Origin of the sequence: Lacihabitans sp. CS3-21 (assembly GCF_024343675.1) — a bacterium.
In the GTDB taxonomy this organism is placed as follows: Bacteria; Bacteroidota; Bacteroidia; order Cytophagales; family Spirosomataceae; genus Leadbetterella.
Map to the genome: position 1 here is coordinate 52,136 of NZ_RJUD01000004.1, position 17,805 is coordinate 69,940.

General features: G+C 34.9%; 13 protein-coding genes. 4 read left to right on the forward strand and 9 right to left on the reverse strand.

Annotation, left to right across the window (positions count from 1 at the left end):
• The gene (gene mnmA, locus EGI24_RS03870; RefSeq protein ID WP_255047004.1) at positions 1-1,107 is read right to left on the reverse strand and encodes a tRNA 2-thiouridine(34) synthase MnmA; all 1,107 of its coding nucleotides are present in this window, start codon (positions 1,105-1,107) and stop codon (positions 1-3) included.
• Between the two features lie 119 nt (positions 1,108-1,226).
• Here mnmA and EGI24_RS03875 point away from each other — a divergent pair, with 119 nt between their 5' ends.
• The 3 genes from EGI24_RS03875 to EGI24_RS03885 all read left to right on the forward strand — a co-directional run bounded on the left by EGI24_RS03875 (position 1,227) and on the right by EGI24_RS03885 (position 3,372).
• The gene (locus EGI24_RS03875; protein ID WP_255047005.1) at positions 1,227-1,784 is read left to right on the forward strand and encodes a hypothetical protein; all 558 of its coding nucleotides are present in this window, start codon (positions 1,227-1,229) and stop codon (positions 1,782-1,784) included.
• Between the two features lie 118 nt (positions 1,785-1,902).
• Positions 1,903-2,364, forward strand: coding sequence for a PspC domain-containing protein (locus EGI24_RS03880; RefSeq protein ID WP_255047006.1), 462 nt, complete (start codon positions 1,903-1,905; stop codon positions 2,362-2,364).
• A gap of 12 nt (positions 2,365-2,376) precedes the next feature.
• The gene (locus EGI24_RS03885; RefSeq protein ID WP_255047007.1) at positions 2,377-3,372 is read left to right on the forward strand and encodes a LiaI-LiaF-like domain-containing protein; all 996 of its coding nucleotides are present in this window, start codon (positions 2,377-2,379) and stop codon (positions 3,370-3,372) included.
• Positions 3,373-3,413: 41 nt separating this feature from the next.
• On the opposite strand, the gene EGI24_RS03890 is transcribed toward EGI24_RS03885, so the two are convergent.
• Complete coding sequence (locus EGI24_RS03890) at positions 3,414-4,625, reverse strand: ABC transporter permease (protein WP_255047008.1); 1,212 nt, start codon at positions 4,623-4,625, stop codon at positions 3,414-3,416.
• A 117-nt stretch (positions 4,626-4,742) separates the two neighbouring features.
• Here EGI24_RS03890 and guaA point away from each other — a divergent pair, with 117 nt between their 5' ends.
• Positions 4,743-6,275 carry a glutamine-hydrolyzing GMP synthase gene (gene guaA / locus EGI24_RS03895; RefSeq protein ID WP_255047009.1) on the forward strand — a complete coding sequence of 511 codons (1,533 nt, stop codon included), beginning with the start codon at positions 4,743-4,745 and terminating at the stop codon, positions 6,273-6,275.
• A gap of 46 nt (positions 6,276-6,321) precedes the next feature.
• Here guaA and EGI24_RS03900 read toward each other — a convergent pair whose 3' ends face one another.
• The 7 genes from EGI24_RS03900 to EGI24_RS03930 all read right to left on the reverse strand — a co-directional run bounded on the left by EGI24_RS03900 (position 6,322) and on the right by EGI24_RS03930 (position 17,744).
• Positions 6,322-7,503: a glycosyltransferase family 4 protein gene (locus EGI24_RS03900; protein ID WP_255047010.1), complete on the reverse strand. Its 1,182-nt coding sequence runs from the start codon at positions 7,501-7,503 to the stop codon at positions 6,322-6,324.
• A gap of 106 nt (positions 7,504-7,609) precedes the next feature.
• Complete coding sequence (locus tag EGI24_RS03905) at positions 7,610-8,161, reverse strand: WcaF family extracellular polysaccharide biosynthesis acetyltransferase (protein WP_255047011.1); 552 nt, start codon at positions 8,159-8,161, stop codon at positions 7,610-7,612.
• On the reverse strand, positions 8,158-9,411 hold the full coding sequence (locus tag EGI24_RS03910; protein ID WP_255047012.1) for a prephenate dehydrogenase: 1,254 nt from the start codon (positions 9,409-9,411) through the stop codon (positions 8,158-8,160). The genes EGI24_RS03905 and EGI24_RS03910 overlap by 4 nt, the downstream gene beginning before the upstream one ends.
• Before the next feature lie 100 nt (positions 9,412-9,511).
• On the reverse strand, positions 9,512-10,807 hold the full coding sequence (locus EGI24_RS03915; protein ID WP_255047013.1) for an amidohydrolase family protein: 1,296 nt from the start codon (positions 10,805-10,807) through the stop codon (positions 9,512-9,514).
• Positions 10,808-10,812: 5 nt separating this feature from the next.
• Positions 10,813-13,857 carry an amidohydrolase family protein gene (locus EGI24_RS03920; protein WP_255047014.1) on the reverse strand — a complete coding sequence of 1,015 codons (3,045 nt, stop codon included), beginning with the start codon at positions 13,855-13,857 and terminating at the stop codon, positions 10,813-10,815.
• 212 nt (positions 13,858-14,069) lie between these two features.
• Positions 14,070-16,058 carry a plastocyanin/azurin family copper-binding protein gene (locus EGI24_RS03925; RefSeq protein WP_255047015.1) on the reverse strand — a complete coding sequence of 663 codons (1,989 nt, stop codon included), beginning with the start codon at positions 16,056-16,058 and terminating at the stop codon, positions 14,070-14,072.
• Between the two features lie 3 nt (positions 16,059-16,061).
• Positions 16,062-17,744, reverse strand: coding sequence for a hypothetical protein (locus EGI24_RS03930; protein ID WP_255047016.1), 1,683 nt, complete (start codon positions 17,742-17,744; stop codon positions 16,062-16,064).
• Positions 17,745-17,805: the final 61 nt, after the last annotated feature.

Below are 17,805 nucleotides of genomic sequence, written 5' to 3' on the forward strand. Positions count from 1 at the left end.
TTAAACTCTGAAGTTTTTAAGAATCCACCCACCACCTATCACATCTTCCCCCTCATAAAACACCGCTGCTTGTCCTGGGGCAATTGCGGCTACTGATTCTTGGAAATATGCTTCTATTTTATCAGACTCAATCTGCTTAATGTATGCTGATTGACCTTTATCTTTATATCTAATTTTCGTGACGGTATCTAAGCCTCCTTCAGGTATGGCAGCATATTTTTGAAGATTAAGTTTACCCACAGTCATGGCATTTTTCAAAAGATATTCTTCGGTTCCAAGGACTACTTCATTGGTTTCTTTTCGAATCTCTGTTACGAAAACCGGATAGCCCATTGCTATTTTTAGACCTTTTCTTTGTCCGATGGTATAAAATGGATAACCTTCGTTTTTTCCAACTATTTCACCTGTTTCAAGAACAAAATTACCGCCATTTACTCTTTCTTCTAATCCTTCCACTCGCCTTTTTAAGAATCCACGATAATCATTATCAGGAACAAAGCAGATTTCATAAGATTCGGATTTGTTTACTAAATCGTAGAATCCTTTTTGTTTGGCCATGGTTCTTATTTCTTCTTTTGTATATCCTCCAAGAGGCAAAATTGTGCGTGACAGACTTTCTTGTGAAACTCCCCAGAGCACATAACTTTGGTCTTTTGTACTGTCCACCCCTTTCGAAATCACATATCGGCCACCTTCTTCTCTGATTTTGGCGTAATGTCCAGTGGCAATAAACTCACAGTCTAAATTATCTGCCCTTCTCAATAAAGCATCCCATTTGATATGTGTATTGCATAAAACGCACGGGTTGGGAGTTCTTCCTTCGAGATACTCACCAGTGAAATGATCTATCACAAAATCACCAAATTCAGAACGAATGTCTAATATATAGTGAGGAAATCCCAAATCCACTGCAATGGCTCTTGCATCATTTATTGAATCAAGGCTACAACAGCCTGTTTCTTTTTTTGTACCACCTGAGGATGCATAATCCCAGGTTTTCATGGTCATGCCTATAACCTCATAACCTTGCTCATGTAACAATACAGCTGCCAAAGAGCTATCTATTCCGCCACTCATGGCTACCAAAACACGTCCTTTCTTACTCATAATCTCACTGCGAGGATTCAAAGTCCTCCGTTTAGTTTAAAAATTAAAATACAAAAATAAGTAACATTAAACCCATATGAATGGTTCTTGCTTAATTTTGCAAAAAAAACATTTAGAAGATGCCCAAAACTATTTTGGTAAAGAACATAACAAGTTTGTCAGAAGCTAGGTATTGCTCAGGTATGATGGTAGATTTTATTTCTTTTGATTTAAATCCTGAAAGTCCTGATTTTGTTGATTTGAAGGAATTTGAAGAAATAAAAAACTGGTTAAGTGGTGTAAAGATTTTGGGCTCTTTCAATACCAATGATATTTTTAAAATTATTGAAGCCCTAAACCATTACAAGCTAGATGGTTTTATTTTTGATGAAAATCAAAAAAGTATGCTAGAAGATCTTGATTCTACTATAAAGATATTAGAAATTGAAAATGTTGAAAATTTTGAGTCAAATCTAAATGTGAATTTCATTATTTTGAAGAATATAAAAATAAATGAAATAGTACAACAGTGGTCAAAGGAATACCATACTTTGGTCGGCTATGAATTCGATAACATCGATAACAAAAATCAAGAAATAGCCGGTTACGCATTCAAAGGCAGCAAAGAAGTACGTCCAGGTATTAATAATTATGACGGTCTCATGGAGGCTCTTGAAAAGCTTGAAGACCTCAATTAATTTTTCAAATAACATATTTTCGGTTTATCAAGTATTTATACCACTTATGTAGTTTGCAATACATAGTACCGACGAACTGGCTAAGTTTGTTTCATAATTAATGAAAAAGCTATAATGTATGTACAGAATTAAAAACCAAAACAGTATTTTAGGTGGAGTTTGCCAGGGATTGGCAAGTTACTTGAAAACAGACCTTACATTGGTACGAATTGTATTTGTTGTCTTGTTTTTTACACCATTTCCGATTGTTATTTCGTACCTGATAATGTGGGCAGTTTTGCCCAAACACCAATTTGAGATGGTGAACAACAGTGAAGTTTATGATAGTAGTACAATTTTAAAACCAATAGCAGACATGAGCAATCAATCAAGAAACGGAAATATGGTAGGAGGTTTAATCCTTATCATTTTAGGTGCAGTTTTTTCCTTCAAAACATTCTTTGACATAAACCTTTTTTCATATTTGAAAAACATGTGGCCTTTAATTCTAATTGGCTTGGGTGTTTGGATAATTGTTAAAGACAAGGATGAAAATAATGGAGATGTAAATAATAGCAATCCAACCGGTACCGGTTATTAATCCTAAATATCTATGAAAAATAACGGTAATATTTTTTTAGGAGCCATTTTGGTAGCCTTTGGAGTCTTGATGCTCGGCGTCGTAAATGATTGGTTTCAGTTTGAGGTTTCTATGCGAGAGTTGGCTAAATATTGGCCAGTACTCATAATATTGGGTGGTATAGCAGTGTTTTTTACTCCCAAAAGAACGGTTTTTAATCCTACTACTGCCCTTTTGGTGGCTTTTGCAATACCATTAGCCATTTACAACGCATCTACCTCGGCCATTGACAAAGTGAGGTCAGAAATCAACGATGATTTTGATTTTGATGTGGAAATGGATGACAATGATAACGATTTTAGTTTTGATGAAGACAGCACTTCGAACTCAAAAACATCTCAAAACTTTAGTGTGCCTTTCGACAAGTCTGTTGAAGAAGTTAATTTAGAAATTGGAGGAGGAGCTGCAGAGTTCTTTTTGGGTGAAGCTTCTGGAAACGATTTGTTTTCTGCTGAAACTAGGCTTTTTGAGAACAAATTCAACCTAGAAGATGAAAAAAAGGGAACTACACATGAAATTTCCTTTAAGATGAGTTCCAAAAATGGCTCTGACAATATTAGAATCGGCAAAGGAATAAACAACGATGTCAATCTGAAGTTAAATAAAACGCCGATTTGGAATCTAGATTTAGGAGTTGGGGCCGGAGAGCTAAAATTCGATTTGTCTGATTATAAAATAAAGGACATCAAAATGGAAACTGGTGCTGCTGATATAAGTTTGAAACTCGGTGATAAATTAAAAGAATCAAAAGTAAGAGTAGAAAGTGGAGTAGCTAAAGTTAAGATTATGGTACCAAGAGGAGTTGCATGTCAAATCAAGATGGACGGAGCATTGAACGCCAAAGATTTTGATGGATTTTCGAAATCAAGTTCAGGAACTTGGAAAACGGATAATTTCGAAACAGCAACCAACAAAATTTATTTAGAAATCAAAAGCGGACTTTCTGCAGTTTCTGTTGATAGATACTAATTTAATAAAATTATATCGAAGATTGAGTGACCACAAGTTGCTCAATCTTTGTATTTTAGGGCTTCTACAGGGCTTATTTTCTTTATAATAAGCGATGGTAAATAAGTTACCAATAATACCACAACAAAAACAGAAAGATTAACTATCAATACAATCCACCAATTCCAATCAATGGGAACATAATTCATGTAATAATTGGCAGCATCCAATTTAACCAGCTTATATGTTGATTGTAAATAAGCTATTCCAATTCCAAGTAAATTTCCCCAAAACAATCCCCAAAGTATAATTTTCGAACCATTTATAAGGAAAATGTTCCTTATTTGCGTATTTTGTGTTCCTACAGCCTTTAAGAGGCCTATCATTGGAGTTCTTTCCATAATCATGATTAAAAGCACAGAAATCATATTGAAAGCAGCAACAATTGTAATGAGTGCTATAACCATAATAATGTTCCGGTCCAACAATTTGAACCAATCGAAAAATTGTGGTAAAATCTCAGGAACTTTTAAAACTTCATATTCTTGAGGAAAAATCTCTAGCAATTTTTTCTTTACCTCATCAATTGTCTCAACGTCTTTTATAAAAATCTCGTAGTGACCAAATTCCCCTTTTTCCCAATTATTGATTTTTTGAATCAATTTTAAATTTGTTAATACATAAACCTGATCTAATTCCTCTACATTAGAATCATATATCCCAACAATTTTTAGCTTCCTTGCTCTAGGAGGATTTTGGATAAAATAAACCAATAAGTCATCCTCGAGTTTTAGTTGTAATTCGTTTGCTATTTTTTTACTAATAATAATTTCATTCTCAGCTAAAAATGATAACTTTCTACCTTCTATTATATTCTGCTCAAATTCATTCCAATCGTATTTCGAATCTATGCCTTTGAGTACTACACCAGATATTTCTTCTTCAGATTTTAGAATTACAGACTTTAAAGCGACTTTATTTATAGACTTTACCTCTGGCAATTTTATGGATTTATTAAAAAAATCCAAATTATTTGCCATGGTCGCTTCCTCAAACGAGCGATTAAGTGTAATTTTGTTAACTTGAATGTGGGAGGTTTGGCTAAAAAGTTTCTTTTTGATGGTATTTTTGAATCCAACAAGTATAAAAAAAGAAAGTATAAGCACTGACACGGCAATAGCAATGCTTGCAATTCCGACTTTAATGATAATAGAAGAAAAGGTTTGATTTTTGGTATGTTGAATTTTTTTAGCCAAATACAATGCAATATTCATCCAATAATCTTTTTCTGTTTTTATAAAAATGTAAGATTGCAAAAGTAATGTTTGGAATTGAAAAGCAAGTTAAAAAACCAAAGGAGTTTGAATAAATAATAAAAGAGAAAGGATTTGATGAGAGAACAAGAAATTTTAATCATAGATTTTGGGTCACAATATACCCAATTGATAGCCAGAAGAGTGAGAGAATTAAACGTTTATTGCGAAATTCATCCATTTCACCATCTTCCAGAAATTACTGAAAATTTAAAAGGAATAATACTCTCGGGTAGCCCATGTTCTGTTAGAGACGAGGAATCTCCCAATATTGCCCTAGAACAATGGAGAGGTAAATTACCAATTTTGGGTGTTTGCTATGGAGCTCAAATGATGGCGAATAATTTTGCAGGTAGCGTAGAAGCTTCCAACACCCGGGAATACGGGAGAGCTGTTCTGGAAGAATTTGATTCCGAAAATGAGTTATTTAGTGGTATTTCACGAAATTCTCAAGTATGGATGTCACATGGAGATACCATCACAAAACTTCCAGAAGGTGCAAGGTTATTGGCATCAACGTCTTCAGTAAAAAATGCAGGTTTTGTATTTGAAAACGAAAAGACATTTGGTATTCAGTTTCACCCAGAAGTTACTCATTCTACAGATGGGGTTAAAATACTCGAGAACTTTGTTGTGAAAATATGTGGATGCGACCAAAGTTATACACCAAACTCATTCGTTGAAACTTCTGTTGTGGAATTAAAAGAGCAACTAGGAGAAGATAAAGTAGTTTTGGGACTTTCTGGTGGTGTTGATTCGTCAGTAGCGGCTTTATTGATTCATAAAGCTATTGGTAAAAATCTGTATTGCATTTTTGTTGACAATGGTTTGCTAAGGAAAAATGAATACCAGCAAGTATTGGAGTCTTATAAAGGATTAGGGTTAAATGTCATTGGTGTGGATGCGTCAAAAAGATTTTATGCAGCATTAAAAGGCCTGACCGATCCTGAAGCAAAAAGAAAAGCAATTGGTAAAACTTTCATTGAAGTTTTTGACGATGAAGCACACAAAATTTCAGATGTTAAGTGGCTTGGACAAGGTACAATTTATCCGGATATTATAGAATCGGTTTCAGTAAAAGGACCTTCTGTAACGATAAAGTCTCATCACAATGTTGGTGGCTTGCCAGATTATATGAAACTAAAAATTGTAGAGCCGCTAAAAACTCTTTTTAAGGATGGTGTAAGGTTAGTTGGAAAATCTATGGATATGCCACAACATATTTTAGGTAGACACCCATTTCCAGGCCCAGGCTTAGGAATTAGAATTCTTGGAGAGGTGACCGCCGAAAAAGTAGAGATCCTTCAAAATGTAGATGATGTGTTTATTTCAGGTTTAAAAGAAAAGGGATTATATGATTCTATTTGGCAGGCAGGAGCAATGTTATTGCCAGTACAAAGTGTAGGTGTTATGGGCGACGAACGTACTTATGAGAGCGTGGTAGCTTTAAGAGCTGTAACTAGTGTAGATGGTATGACTGCTGACTGGGCACATTTGCCTTATGAATTTCTAGGAGAAGTTTCAAATAATATTATCAATAAAGTTCGGGGTGTTAACAGAGTCGTTTATGATATAAGTTCAAAGCCACCTGCTACCATTGAATGGGAATAAAAAAAGCCAGACTATTCAGTCTGGCTTTTTTTTAAGAATATTTTTGTCAGTTTGGATTTATGCTTCTTTCAAATTTTAATGAAGGCTTTCTCATTGATTTCAAATTTTTTTCAGCTTCTTTATTCGAAATCTTCTGCTTATAAAACTTCAATCTTCTTACTTCTAGCTGTCTAGCCAATAAAAGATAGGCTAAAAATAAAATCAAAAGCGATACTGATAATTGAGTATTTGTAAAGTAAGTTCTCAAAACGTACGTAAAAGTGGTAAGTGAAATTGTAGCGAAATAAAGAATAAATGAAGTAGCAATGTGGGAAAGCCCATTATCGACCATTAAATGGTGTAGGTGCAACCTATCTGCTTTAAAAGGCGATTTACCCTTTAAAATTCTTAAGCCAAAAACTCGTAAAGTATCAAAAATAGGAACTGAAAGCAAAACTATTGCAATTACGGGAGCATTTTGATATACTGAGTTATGATTTGTATTAAAAACATTGTGTTGAACAAACTTGATGGCCAATACTGCAACTACAAATCCGACTATTAATGAACCAGTATCTCCCATAAATATTTTGTTGGTTGGAGAAAAGTTATATCGCAAGAAACCCAACAAAGACGCAGACATTGAAAAGCCAAGGCATGCCAAAGACCATTCATTATTTAAAGCAAACCAAAGAGCAAAACCAGCACTGGCAATCATAGCAATTCCACCAGAAAGACCGTCAACGCCATCTATTAAGTTAAATGAGTTTATAAGTGCCACTATTAGAAATATTGTAAAAAGAACGCTGACCACATAATGAAGCTCATAAATTCCAAATATTCCAAAAAAACTAGTGATTCTTAAATCGCTTCCAACCACTACTAAAATCGCTACCAAAACTTGTGAACCAAGTTTTTTCAATGCATCTAAAGCAAAAAGATCATCTTTAATACCCAAGAAGAATAGGATAACAAGCCCAGCAAATACTTTATGCAATAAAAAACCTTCATCGCTGAAATTCCACAGCATGTAGCCAATTAAAGTACTTGCAAATATCGCCACTCCTCCGAAAGTTGGAGTTGGGGTTTCGTGCGAACTCCTTTTGATAGGATCCACCATTAAACCCTTAAGATTGCAAATATTTATAATTACAGGAATAGATCTCCATGTAATGGCGAAAGAAAGAACCATTGAAATGACCAATTGATAGGTTTTTTCAAGGAAAAGATTTTCGAATATAAAATTCATTTTATAATTAGTTTCTTCATCAGAACATTTCAAATATACTTACAAAACAACCTTACGAACAAAATTTTAACAGAATATTGCTTTAAAATCTTATTTTAAGGAAAGATTAGTCTAAAATTTTACGTACTCTAAGGAAAATTGCTGGATTTCCTTGAAAAACTGAGTAAGCGGATAAGTTTTTGGTAGCAACTGATCCTACTGTTAAAACAGCATGACTTTCTATAGTTACACCTGGACAAACCACGGTCTTTGCTCCTACCCATGCACCATTTTCAATGGTGATTTTTCCAGGTATAAGGTCGAATGTCTTTTTTGAGTAATCATGATTTCCTGTTAGCAACAATGCCCCCTGAGAAATACAAACATTTTCACAAATTATAACATCAACAAAATTATCAATCCATACATTTTCGCCAATCCAAACATTATCTTTAATGGTCAAGAACCATGGATATTTAATATTTACGCTTGGTTTTATCGTAATATTATGACCAATTCTTGCTCCAAAAAGTCTCAAAAAAAATATTTTAATTTTTATCGGAAATGGTAATGTACTGTTGATGAATATGTTACTAATAACATGCCAAAAAAATCTTTTAATGAAACTTCCTGGTTTATACCATGAATTATCGAATTTTCCCAAGTCAACTTCTTTCATTTGTTTATTCTAGAAATTAGTTCATTACTTTTTCTTCTTCCTTCTTCCAATCTGGGAGCTAAAAACTTTTTAGTAGCATCAAAATGCTGTTCATAGGCTTTTTTATCACCTAATTCAAGGATATTCGTCCATTCATGAACGGCAGTGTGAAATGCCAAATCATCAATAATGTTGCTTTTATCTTTTATGGCTGTTTCTATGGTTTCTTCTAGTAAATCATCATTTAAAAATAAATACTCCGCTAATCCTACCCTCAATTTAAATGGAGGAGTCTGGCACACAAGGTTTTTATAGGGATTTATGCCCAGTTCAGACCAAGTACACACCATACTCAATAAACTTAAATGAGAATTTGCTTTATGATTTTCTCCAGGATTGAGTGTATATTCTTGCATGATGTCATCATTTAACATCATTTCGGCATTGTGATTGGCGAAAACGGTTTCCTTGGCTTTGAGGATTTTATTTCTAAACTTTTGTTTGTTTTCAGAAATCATCATCCCGAAAAGTTCATTTTCAGTGGTAGCGAACTTTCTTACATCCTTAATCGCATAAGGATTGTGAAATGCTAGACCCGAATACACGTGTGATTTGTACGAAAATATCCTTAAAGTGAGCAGAATCTTCATGTTATCAATCCCATTGATGGTGTTTTTATCTTCCCATGGAAAGGATTTTCGATGCATAAAGGCAGTTCCTATACTTTCAAAACCTACATGCGTGATAACTTGTATATCCGCCATCATTTTATCGTGAGCATGAAAATCTTCTAAAACTTCAACATTAGCTCCTGTTTTGGAGAAAAGCTCTTGTGACAAGACAAAAGCCTCATTTGAAGCTCTGTGTTGAAAAATAGCAATCGTTTGTCCTTTGGGGTTGATTGCTGGCCCAAAAAGTGCATGTGAACCTACTATCTGCGTATCCTTTGGTAAATATTTTTCAAAAGCGGCTATTTCTGGAGTTTTTACAGACGTTTGCCCAGTAACGATTGCCCCAAATTTTGTTGAAGGTCCAGCAAACTTTACCACTTCTGCAATGTTTTCGGCTTCGACACAATACATGATAAAATCACAAATTCTGGAAACCGAAACTGCATCAGGTAGAATTTTTATGTTTGTATCCGCAAGTTCGGTTACCAACTCATCAAATTTGTTTGGTAGGTCGCAGCCATAAACTTCCATGGATAGGGAATCCCATGTTTTGGCAAAAAGTTTGCCCATATCACCCAAACCAATAATCCCAATTTTCATTAAAAGAGCGAATTTTTACAAATTTAGGATAAAAGTATGGTTATAAAAAAGGGTTTGATGTAAAACACCAAACCCTTAATGAGTAAATTTGAATAGCTTCTTATTTTATTCCGTACTTAGAATTGTATTTTTCTGCTAGCCTTTTTTGTTTATCGTCAAGTGAAACTTCAGCTCCTTTTATGAATGCTTGTGTTACTTTAGCAGTTCGCATATCCAAAATATCACCTTCTGAAACTATAAAAGTAGCATGTTTTCCAACCTCTAAAGTACCAACCTCCTTGTCGATTCCGAGAATTTTGGCATTGTTGATGGTTATCATTGACAAGGCTTGAGCTTTCGTTAGGCCATGTCCTACTGCTGTTCCTGCCACAAATGGAAGATTTCTCGTTCTCCAATAAGAATCGTTGTAGTGCATTCCTACCAATACTCCTTTTCCAAACAATTTTGCAGGAAGTTTATATGCTTCCCACACATCAGAATCAGCCTTGGCGGGTAGCCTATGTGTACTTGGAATTATTATAGGAACATTGTTTTCCTTTAAAGCATTTATGGCTGTTTCAGAATAAACAGCACCCACTATAACAGGAAATTTTATTTGTTGAGCTACACAAAATGAAATGGCTTCTAGTGCTTCTTTGTCATTTCCAATTTGAATGTATAACCTATCATTTCCTTTCAATACACCATTCATGGCCGAAAGTTTTAAGTTATCATATACATTGTTTTCTGTGGCCAGGAGTTTGGCTTGAGCAAAAAACTTGTTCAATTCTTCAACGGTTGTTTGATAATTCTCATTTTTCTTGGCTTCTCTAGTTCCAGTTGTAAAGTCAAAAGAGGTTGTCATTTTAGATGGCCAATTTAACCAAACACCATCGTCAGCTTTCAAAAGAGCGTCTTCCCAGTTCCAGCCATCCAAATACATAACAGATGATCTTCCTGAAATCAAACCTCCTTCTGGAGTAGCTTGGGTGATTAAAACACCATTACTTCTAACCGTAGGAATTACTTCAGAATCTGTATTGTAGGCTATTAAAGCTCTTACATTTGAGTTAAGTTGACCAATTTCTTGGTAATCAGACGTAGTTCTTACTGCTTCTATTTCAGTTAATCCAAGAGCGTTTACTGGAGAAATAAGGCCTGGGTAAATATGCTTTCCGCCCACATTGACTTTTTTGGCAGAAGCATAATTGGCAGAAATATCTCCTTCAGAAACTGAAGTTATTTTGCCATTTTCAATTACCAATGAACCATTATTTATTTCTCTGCCGTTTCCAACGAAAATTTTGGCGTTTGTAAAAACTGTAACGCCTGCGACAGATTTGCCAGCTGCTGGGTTTTGAGCCATTAAGCACTGACTAATCAAAATTAGATTTATTGCTATGATTATTTTTTTCATCATTCTTAGTTTTGATTGTTCATTTTTTCTAAATATTCATCCAAATTTTCAACCGATACTCCATCATATTCTAAAATAGCATCACAATGAAAATCTGATGGTCTTGTTCTGTTTGTAGGTCTAACTGTTGGAGTTCCTTTACTTTTTTCAAGTAAAAGTTTCTGAATGATTCTATTTTTCTCTGTTTCTACGCTTTTGAATTTGATTGATTCATTTTCAAGGTCAAAATAGATTGTACCATCGATGATAGTCTTTTCTGGTTTTGCATAAACCGAAAGTGGATTATCTGTCCAAAGAACCAAATCTGCATCTTTCCCTTTTTTAATAGATCCTAATCTGTCATCTAAATGCAACATTTTAGCGGGATTGAGTGTAACTGTTTTCCAAGCTTGCTCTTCTGTCAAACCACCATAAAGGATGGTTTTAGCAGCTTCTTGGTTTAATCTTCTGGCCATTTCAGCATCATCAGAGTTTATGGCTGTGTTTACACCTACTTTGGTCATAATGGCTGCATTGTAAGGGATTGCCTCTTTTACTTCCATTTTATATGCCCACCAGTCTGAGAATGTCGATGCATTGATACTTCTTGCTTTCATTTTATCCGCAACTTTGTAACCTTCCAAAATGTGGGTCAAAGTGTTCACTTTAAAACCTAAAGAGTCAGCCAATTTCATTAACATATTGATTTCTGACTGTACATAAGAGTGACAAGTAATATTTCTTTTTCCGTCTAAGATTTCAACCAAAGCATCTAGTTCTAGGTCTCTTCTTGGTGCAATAAGACCAGTTTTAACTTTTTGATTGTTATAGTTGGCCCATTCCTTCTTATACGCTATAGCTCTTGTAAATGCATCAGTAAAAACTTGCTCCACGCCCATTCTAGTACTTGGGTAGCGATTTGGAGCTTGTGGTGCGTTGCCTCTTTTTACGTTTTCACCTAAAGCAAACTTGATGAATTTTGGAGAATTCGGCATAATCAAGTTTTCTGCAGTTTCGCCCCACTTAAGTTTTATAATGGCCGATTGACCGCCAATACAGTCAGCAGATCCGTGTAGTAGTTGCGAAGTTGTTACCCCACCAGCCAATTGGCGATAAATATTAATATCTTCCGAGTTTACTACGTCTTCTTGTCTAACTTCAGATGAAACCGTTTCTACTTCATTGATTGAAAACAATGCAATATGACTATGTTCATCTATAATTCCGTTGGTAAGATGCTTTCCTGTGCCATCTACAACTTTAGCTCCCACAGCCGATAAGTTTTTGCCAACGTTTTCAATTTTGCCATCTTTCACCAGAACATCACCCGTCATATTTCCTTCGGTCTCGTTTGTCCAAATGGTAGCGTTTTTAATCAGCAAATCTTGTTTTGCAGGGATTGAAGGATTGCCAAATGCGACAAAAGGATAAACCAAATCTCCAACTTTAGGGAGGTCAGCCTTTTTTGTACTATCTGTTTTGGCTTTTTCAGTAGTTGTTTCCTCCAATGAAGCAGACCAAACAAAAGACTGTCCACTAGGATCTTTGCCTTCTCCTGATATTTTTTTGTCAGAAATAAAACCTGAAAGTCTATATGAACCTGCCTCTTTTTTCTTGTAGCTTATTGTTAAGAAATTCCTATCTCTTACTGTGGTTGCTTTTATTTTGGTTGTGTCATTTTCGAAAAACTCAAGTGAGGGCTTGTCGTTTTCACCTGTGATTTCTAATTTAGAAAACCCTGGGAGATTTACTTTGTATTTGCCATTGATAGTGGATAAACTTAAATCTGTAATCACAAATTTTTGGCCTTGAACCCAGTTTTCTAATAATTTAGCTTTTGCATCAAAAATATCTTCATTAGAAATCAAGAAGTTTGCGATAAGACCAGTTTTTATTGAACCAACTAAGTTATCAATTTTGAAAGCTTTCGCTGGTTGATTGGTGAGAGCATCTAAAGCAGCTCCTTTATCAAGTCCATGGGCTACAGCTTTTTGTAAATTCCCGAAGAATTGTGATTTATCTACTAAATCTGAAGTAGTTATAGAAAAGCTGATTTGGTTCGACGCCAATTTTCCTAAATTTGTTGGGGCGAGTTCCCAGTGCTTAAGGTCAGTTAGTGAAACAGATTCAGCATCTAATGGATCTTCAACATCTAAAGCTTTCGGGAAATTAATGGGTGCAATTATATGGGTATTGAGTTTTTTGATTTCTTCAATCCTTTGATAATCGTCTCCTCCAGATTTAAGTATATATTTTTGACCAAACTCTTTGCCAATTTTATCGGCTCTAAGAGCATCTAAAATGCTTTTTCCATGAAAAACCGATGGTAAAGTCATACTGCTAGACAAAGCCTCTAATGATAAATTTCTCTCGGAATTATTTCCGCCGTTTTTAAGCCAAGTGGCATCGTAGTAAGCCTGACGAAGCAAAGCAACAGAACCCATCAATGAAACTGGATAAGACTGCGTGCTTGAACCCTTTTCAAATGAAAAATGAGCTGAAACGTCAGACTTTAACAAAACCTCGTTTTCTTTTCCATTCGCTAAAGAAACCAATGCAGAATTTCCTCTAGCAATACCGTCCTTTGAATGAGAAATGACTGCTCCAAAACCAATTTTCCTCAAATCTTCGGCTCCTTTAGGATTCGCCTTAAAAATTTCGGAAGCTTTGGTTTCTGGTTTTATGGCCTGATTCCAGTAATATGCTCCATCTTTTAGTGAGTTGAATTGTGTTTCAAAGAAATTTCCACCTCTCGTTCTTTTGATTTCGGGCATTCCATAGTCTGAATAAGCATCTACAAATCCAGGATATATGTGTTTTCCTGCCAAATCAAAAACTTGGGCTGATTTAGGAAAGTCAAAATCTTTTCCCACTTTCTCAATTCTGTCGCCTTTGATCAGTAACCATCCATTAGAAATGGTAGTTTTTCCGTCGACATGAATGGTGGCATTTTTGAACAAACTATATTCTGGGCGTTTGTCTCGTACCCCATTTTCGTGGAAGGTGGGTTGGGCATAAGCAGCCAATCCCAGTCCAAATAGATTTAATAAAAAGAGAAATAGTCTTTTCATAAGTATAGTTTAAATGATGATTAATAATCTTTAAAGATAATATAATCATAGTTTTATTTTTTTGAAAATGAAGTTTTTTTGCTGGTTTTATAGACTAAAGTTTACTTTTTGTTGATTTAGGGAAATTGGGCTTTTTTACTTTGCAATCCTACAAAAAAAAATGTCTCAGTGGAAGTTTCCAATGAGACATTTTTTAAATATCTAAATTTCAATTATTTTACACGTAATGTACCTTGCATCAGCGTGTAATGCCCTGGAAATGTACAGACAAAAGTATAATTTCCAGGTTTTGAAGGTGCAGCGAAATAAATCGTTTCTGACGACTCAGGCTCCAATATTCCAGTGTGATAAATCACCTCTTCTAGATTTGGAATGTAGTTTTGCTGAGCTCCTTCTAAGCCAAGCTCAAGGGCTGCCTTTCCTACCTTATCTACTGTATTAGGTTTAACAATCAATAAGTTATGCAACATATCGTCATTGTTTTCAAAAACCAATTTAATTTTTGAGCCTGGTTTCACTTGAATATTGTTGATATCGAACTTTAAACCAGGTTTTGTACCAATGGTGATAGTTTGATCAACAGCGTTATTCCAACTTTCAGGCATTTTGTTAATTCTTTTGGCAGATGCTGGCATTGGAGCAACTTTCATATCTTCCATTTTGTGATTTTCATGACTCATAGCTTTTTCTTTTACTCCAAAAATCGATAAATCAACCTTTGAATCAGCAATATTGATCTGATTCAAAGTATAATATCCCACATTATGAAGTAAAGGCTTGTTTTGGCTATTCAAAATACCTTCCATTTTCACTTCATGAATATAGCCTAATCGCAAAGTGTCCAAAACGATTCTTACACTAAGGTTATCTTCCGCTACTTTTATTCCTTTAATTTTAAGTTTCAAATTGTTAATAACCGGACTTCCGTAAAAGTGGTGATATTTATAATTAAAACTATTAAAGCTATAATTATCAGCATCTAAGGCAGATTTTTTATCTACTTCTTGTGTAAATTCTATTTGAAAACCGTCAGGCATAGATTTGATTGTTTTCATTTCGAAGGGTGTATTTCCTGTCCAAATCATTCGTTGCAATCCAAATTTTTCTTTACCTGTAGATGCCCAGCCACGGCTCGTCATCCCAACAAACATTGAGCCATCCAATCCCCATTTCATCCGTAAAATACCTGAACTAAATCCTTCTCTGAATGGAAAACAAGCACCTTGGTAAACGCCGTTTACTTTTTCGAGGTACATTCTCATTATTTTACTGTGACCTTGATCACCGACAAACATTTGGCCTTCAAAGGGTCCAAAGTTTTTTGGCGAGTCCAATTCCAGAATATCGGAGGTAGAAATACCCATTAAAGTATGTGGAAACCAAACAGCAGGTGGTTTTATACCCGGTACTCTTTTGGCCACATCGTACAAGGGTTCTCCGGTATCAGGAATATCTTTAAGAGTAAGTTTTACAGGAGAATCTTTCTCTCCTGACCAAATTAAACCAGCTGCATTACCGGCAAAATCTCCTTTTTCCAAGTGTGTAACTCTTCCAGAACCAACCCAGTCGCCTTGGTTTTCAGTATAAAAAATATCTCCGGCCTTATTGATATTGAAACCTGAAGGTGAGCGAAGTCCGGTTGCCCAAGGTGTCATTTTGCCATCTGGGCTAATTTTCAGCATCCATCCACGCCATTTTGAAAGACTTGCTCCTCTTCCAATCCAATCTAAATTAAGCGTGAAAAGCATGTCTTTGTTCGGCAGTAATATCGGGCCATAAGAATATTGGTGATAATTGCCCGAAAGTGGCCATTTGTAAAAAGTCTTATAAGAATCTATTATTTCGTCACCATTTTTGTCTTCCAAAGTGGTAACTTCCCCCCTTTGCGTGGCGAAAAATTTATTGTCGATATAATTTAGACCCAAAACTTCGTGCATTCCCTCTGCTATTTTTTTATAAATTGGCGGAGTGTTATCAATCATATAGGGATTTTTGATTAAAAAAATCTCACCTCTCCTTGTTGAAGTTGCAATATTTCCATCATTGAGAACAGTTAGCCCTCCTACTTCCATTTCAACTCCTTCTGGCGTCGGGAGCGTAATTATTTTATAGAAATCATCCTCCGTTTGTGGTTTTTGTTGTGCCTTAATATTTTGACACAAAAACAAAAATGAAATACCTGTTAATATTATATGTTTCATGATTTACCAAGTTAAAGTATAAGCAATTTTTCCAGTCAAATTAGTCCTCAAATAGTATTTCCCATTAATTTCTTTTATATAAACCTTCGCTTTTTCATTAATTTCAATGTAAAAATTATCAACTTTGTACAAATTATCGCTAAGCTTGGTTATTTCATTGCTTATGGCAATTGTATAGCCAAATTTTAAATTCTGATTAGAGGTAATCTCACAAAAAAGCCCACCATTACTAGGTGAAAATTTTTGTGTGAAGTTCGCATTTTTCCAATTGTACGAATAAGTCGGAACCCCGCCTTCATCCAAATCGTAGCCAGTATTGACAAATTCAGTATAAACATCAGATTTAGGCTGGACTTCATTGCTGAGTTCAAAAAATGGTATTTCATCATTCAGAACTGTGAGTAATCCAGATGGATAAAGTAACTGCGGTTCTCCCCTTTCATGCCACATTTGCGTAACATCGGCAAATTTACCTTTCCAAACTTGCAGAAGCGATCCATTGTCTAAATCAAACGAATAATGAATTTTTTCAGGAGTGCCTACCGAAATCACCTTAGTTAGTTTAGTTTCGTTAAAATTCAAAAAAGACCTTATTGTTTTGGCCTTACTTTCTACATTATCGATAAATATTCCACCTTCTAACTGTCTGGTAGGGAGTGTTTTAGGGTCGTTTAATCCATAAGGTCTAAAGTCAGCTCCAGAAACTTCTATACCAAACACAGGTCTCCAATAAATTGGATGATAAATATACTCGAAACTGTGCTTTCCAGCCTTGATTTCTTTTAAACCCGAAATAGGATTTCTATACAAATATTCTCCAGAACCCACCACTTGTTCTCCATCTATCAAAAGTTTTCCAGTTCCCTGGTGTTCCAAGGTGAATCCATACATTGCATCTTTTTCTACTGTCAAATCTCCTTTATAATGAAGAATATATTTATTGAAATTATTCGGAATGTCTGTAGTCAAGGCTGCACTTTTTCCACTTACTTTTTCTTGCTTTTTTGATTCAAAAGAGCGGTCAGCGTTGTAAGTTTCTTCTAATGTGTAAGTTAGGTTACTGATTGATATAGGTTTCTTTTTCTCAAATCCTATATATTCAAAGTCTTTGAATGCCAGTAAGCCGGTCTGATTAGTGAATGAAAGACTTCCATTTGTACTTTTTAGATTGGGCAAAAGTACATTTGAATGAATGAGCAAATCATTCAAAATAACTTTTTCAATAACTGGAATGCCGTTTAATCCAGTTAGTGACAAGACCAATTCCACTTTTTGCCACAAACCTTCCTTTCTTTTGGCTTCTGCCAAAGGTTTAATGATTGTTTCGTTGTTCTTTAATATGGCTCCAAATGTATCATTTGAATTCATATCAAAAATCAAGCTCAAATTATCCCCAAGATTCAGTTTCGCATTTCCTGATTTTGATTGCAAAATATAAAATTTCAATTTTAGGTCTTGTAATTTTATTGCGGACACAATGCTGCTGTTTGGAGCTTTCGAGTAAATAATCGAATTTCCATCAATTATTTGGGTTTTCTTTTCATTGATTGGATTCAATGTAATCTTACTTGCATTTTGCCAAGGACTGGAAATACTCCAAGTGAGCGTATTGAGCGGGAAATCCTTCTGTCCAAACACCAAAAGCGTTTGTAACAATAAGAGTTTTAGAATTATTATTTTCTTCATTTAAAGTTAATTATTTAGAATTATTTACAAATTTATTAATAAATGTTAATATTACACTTAA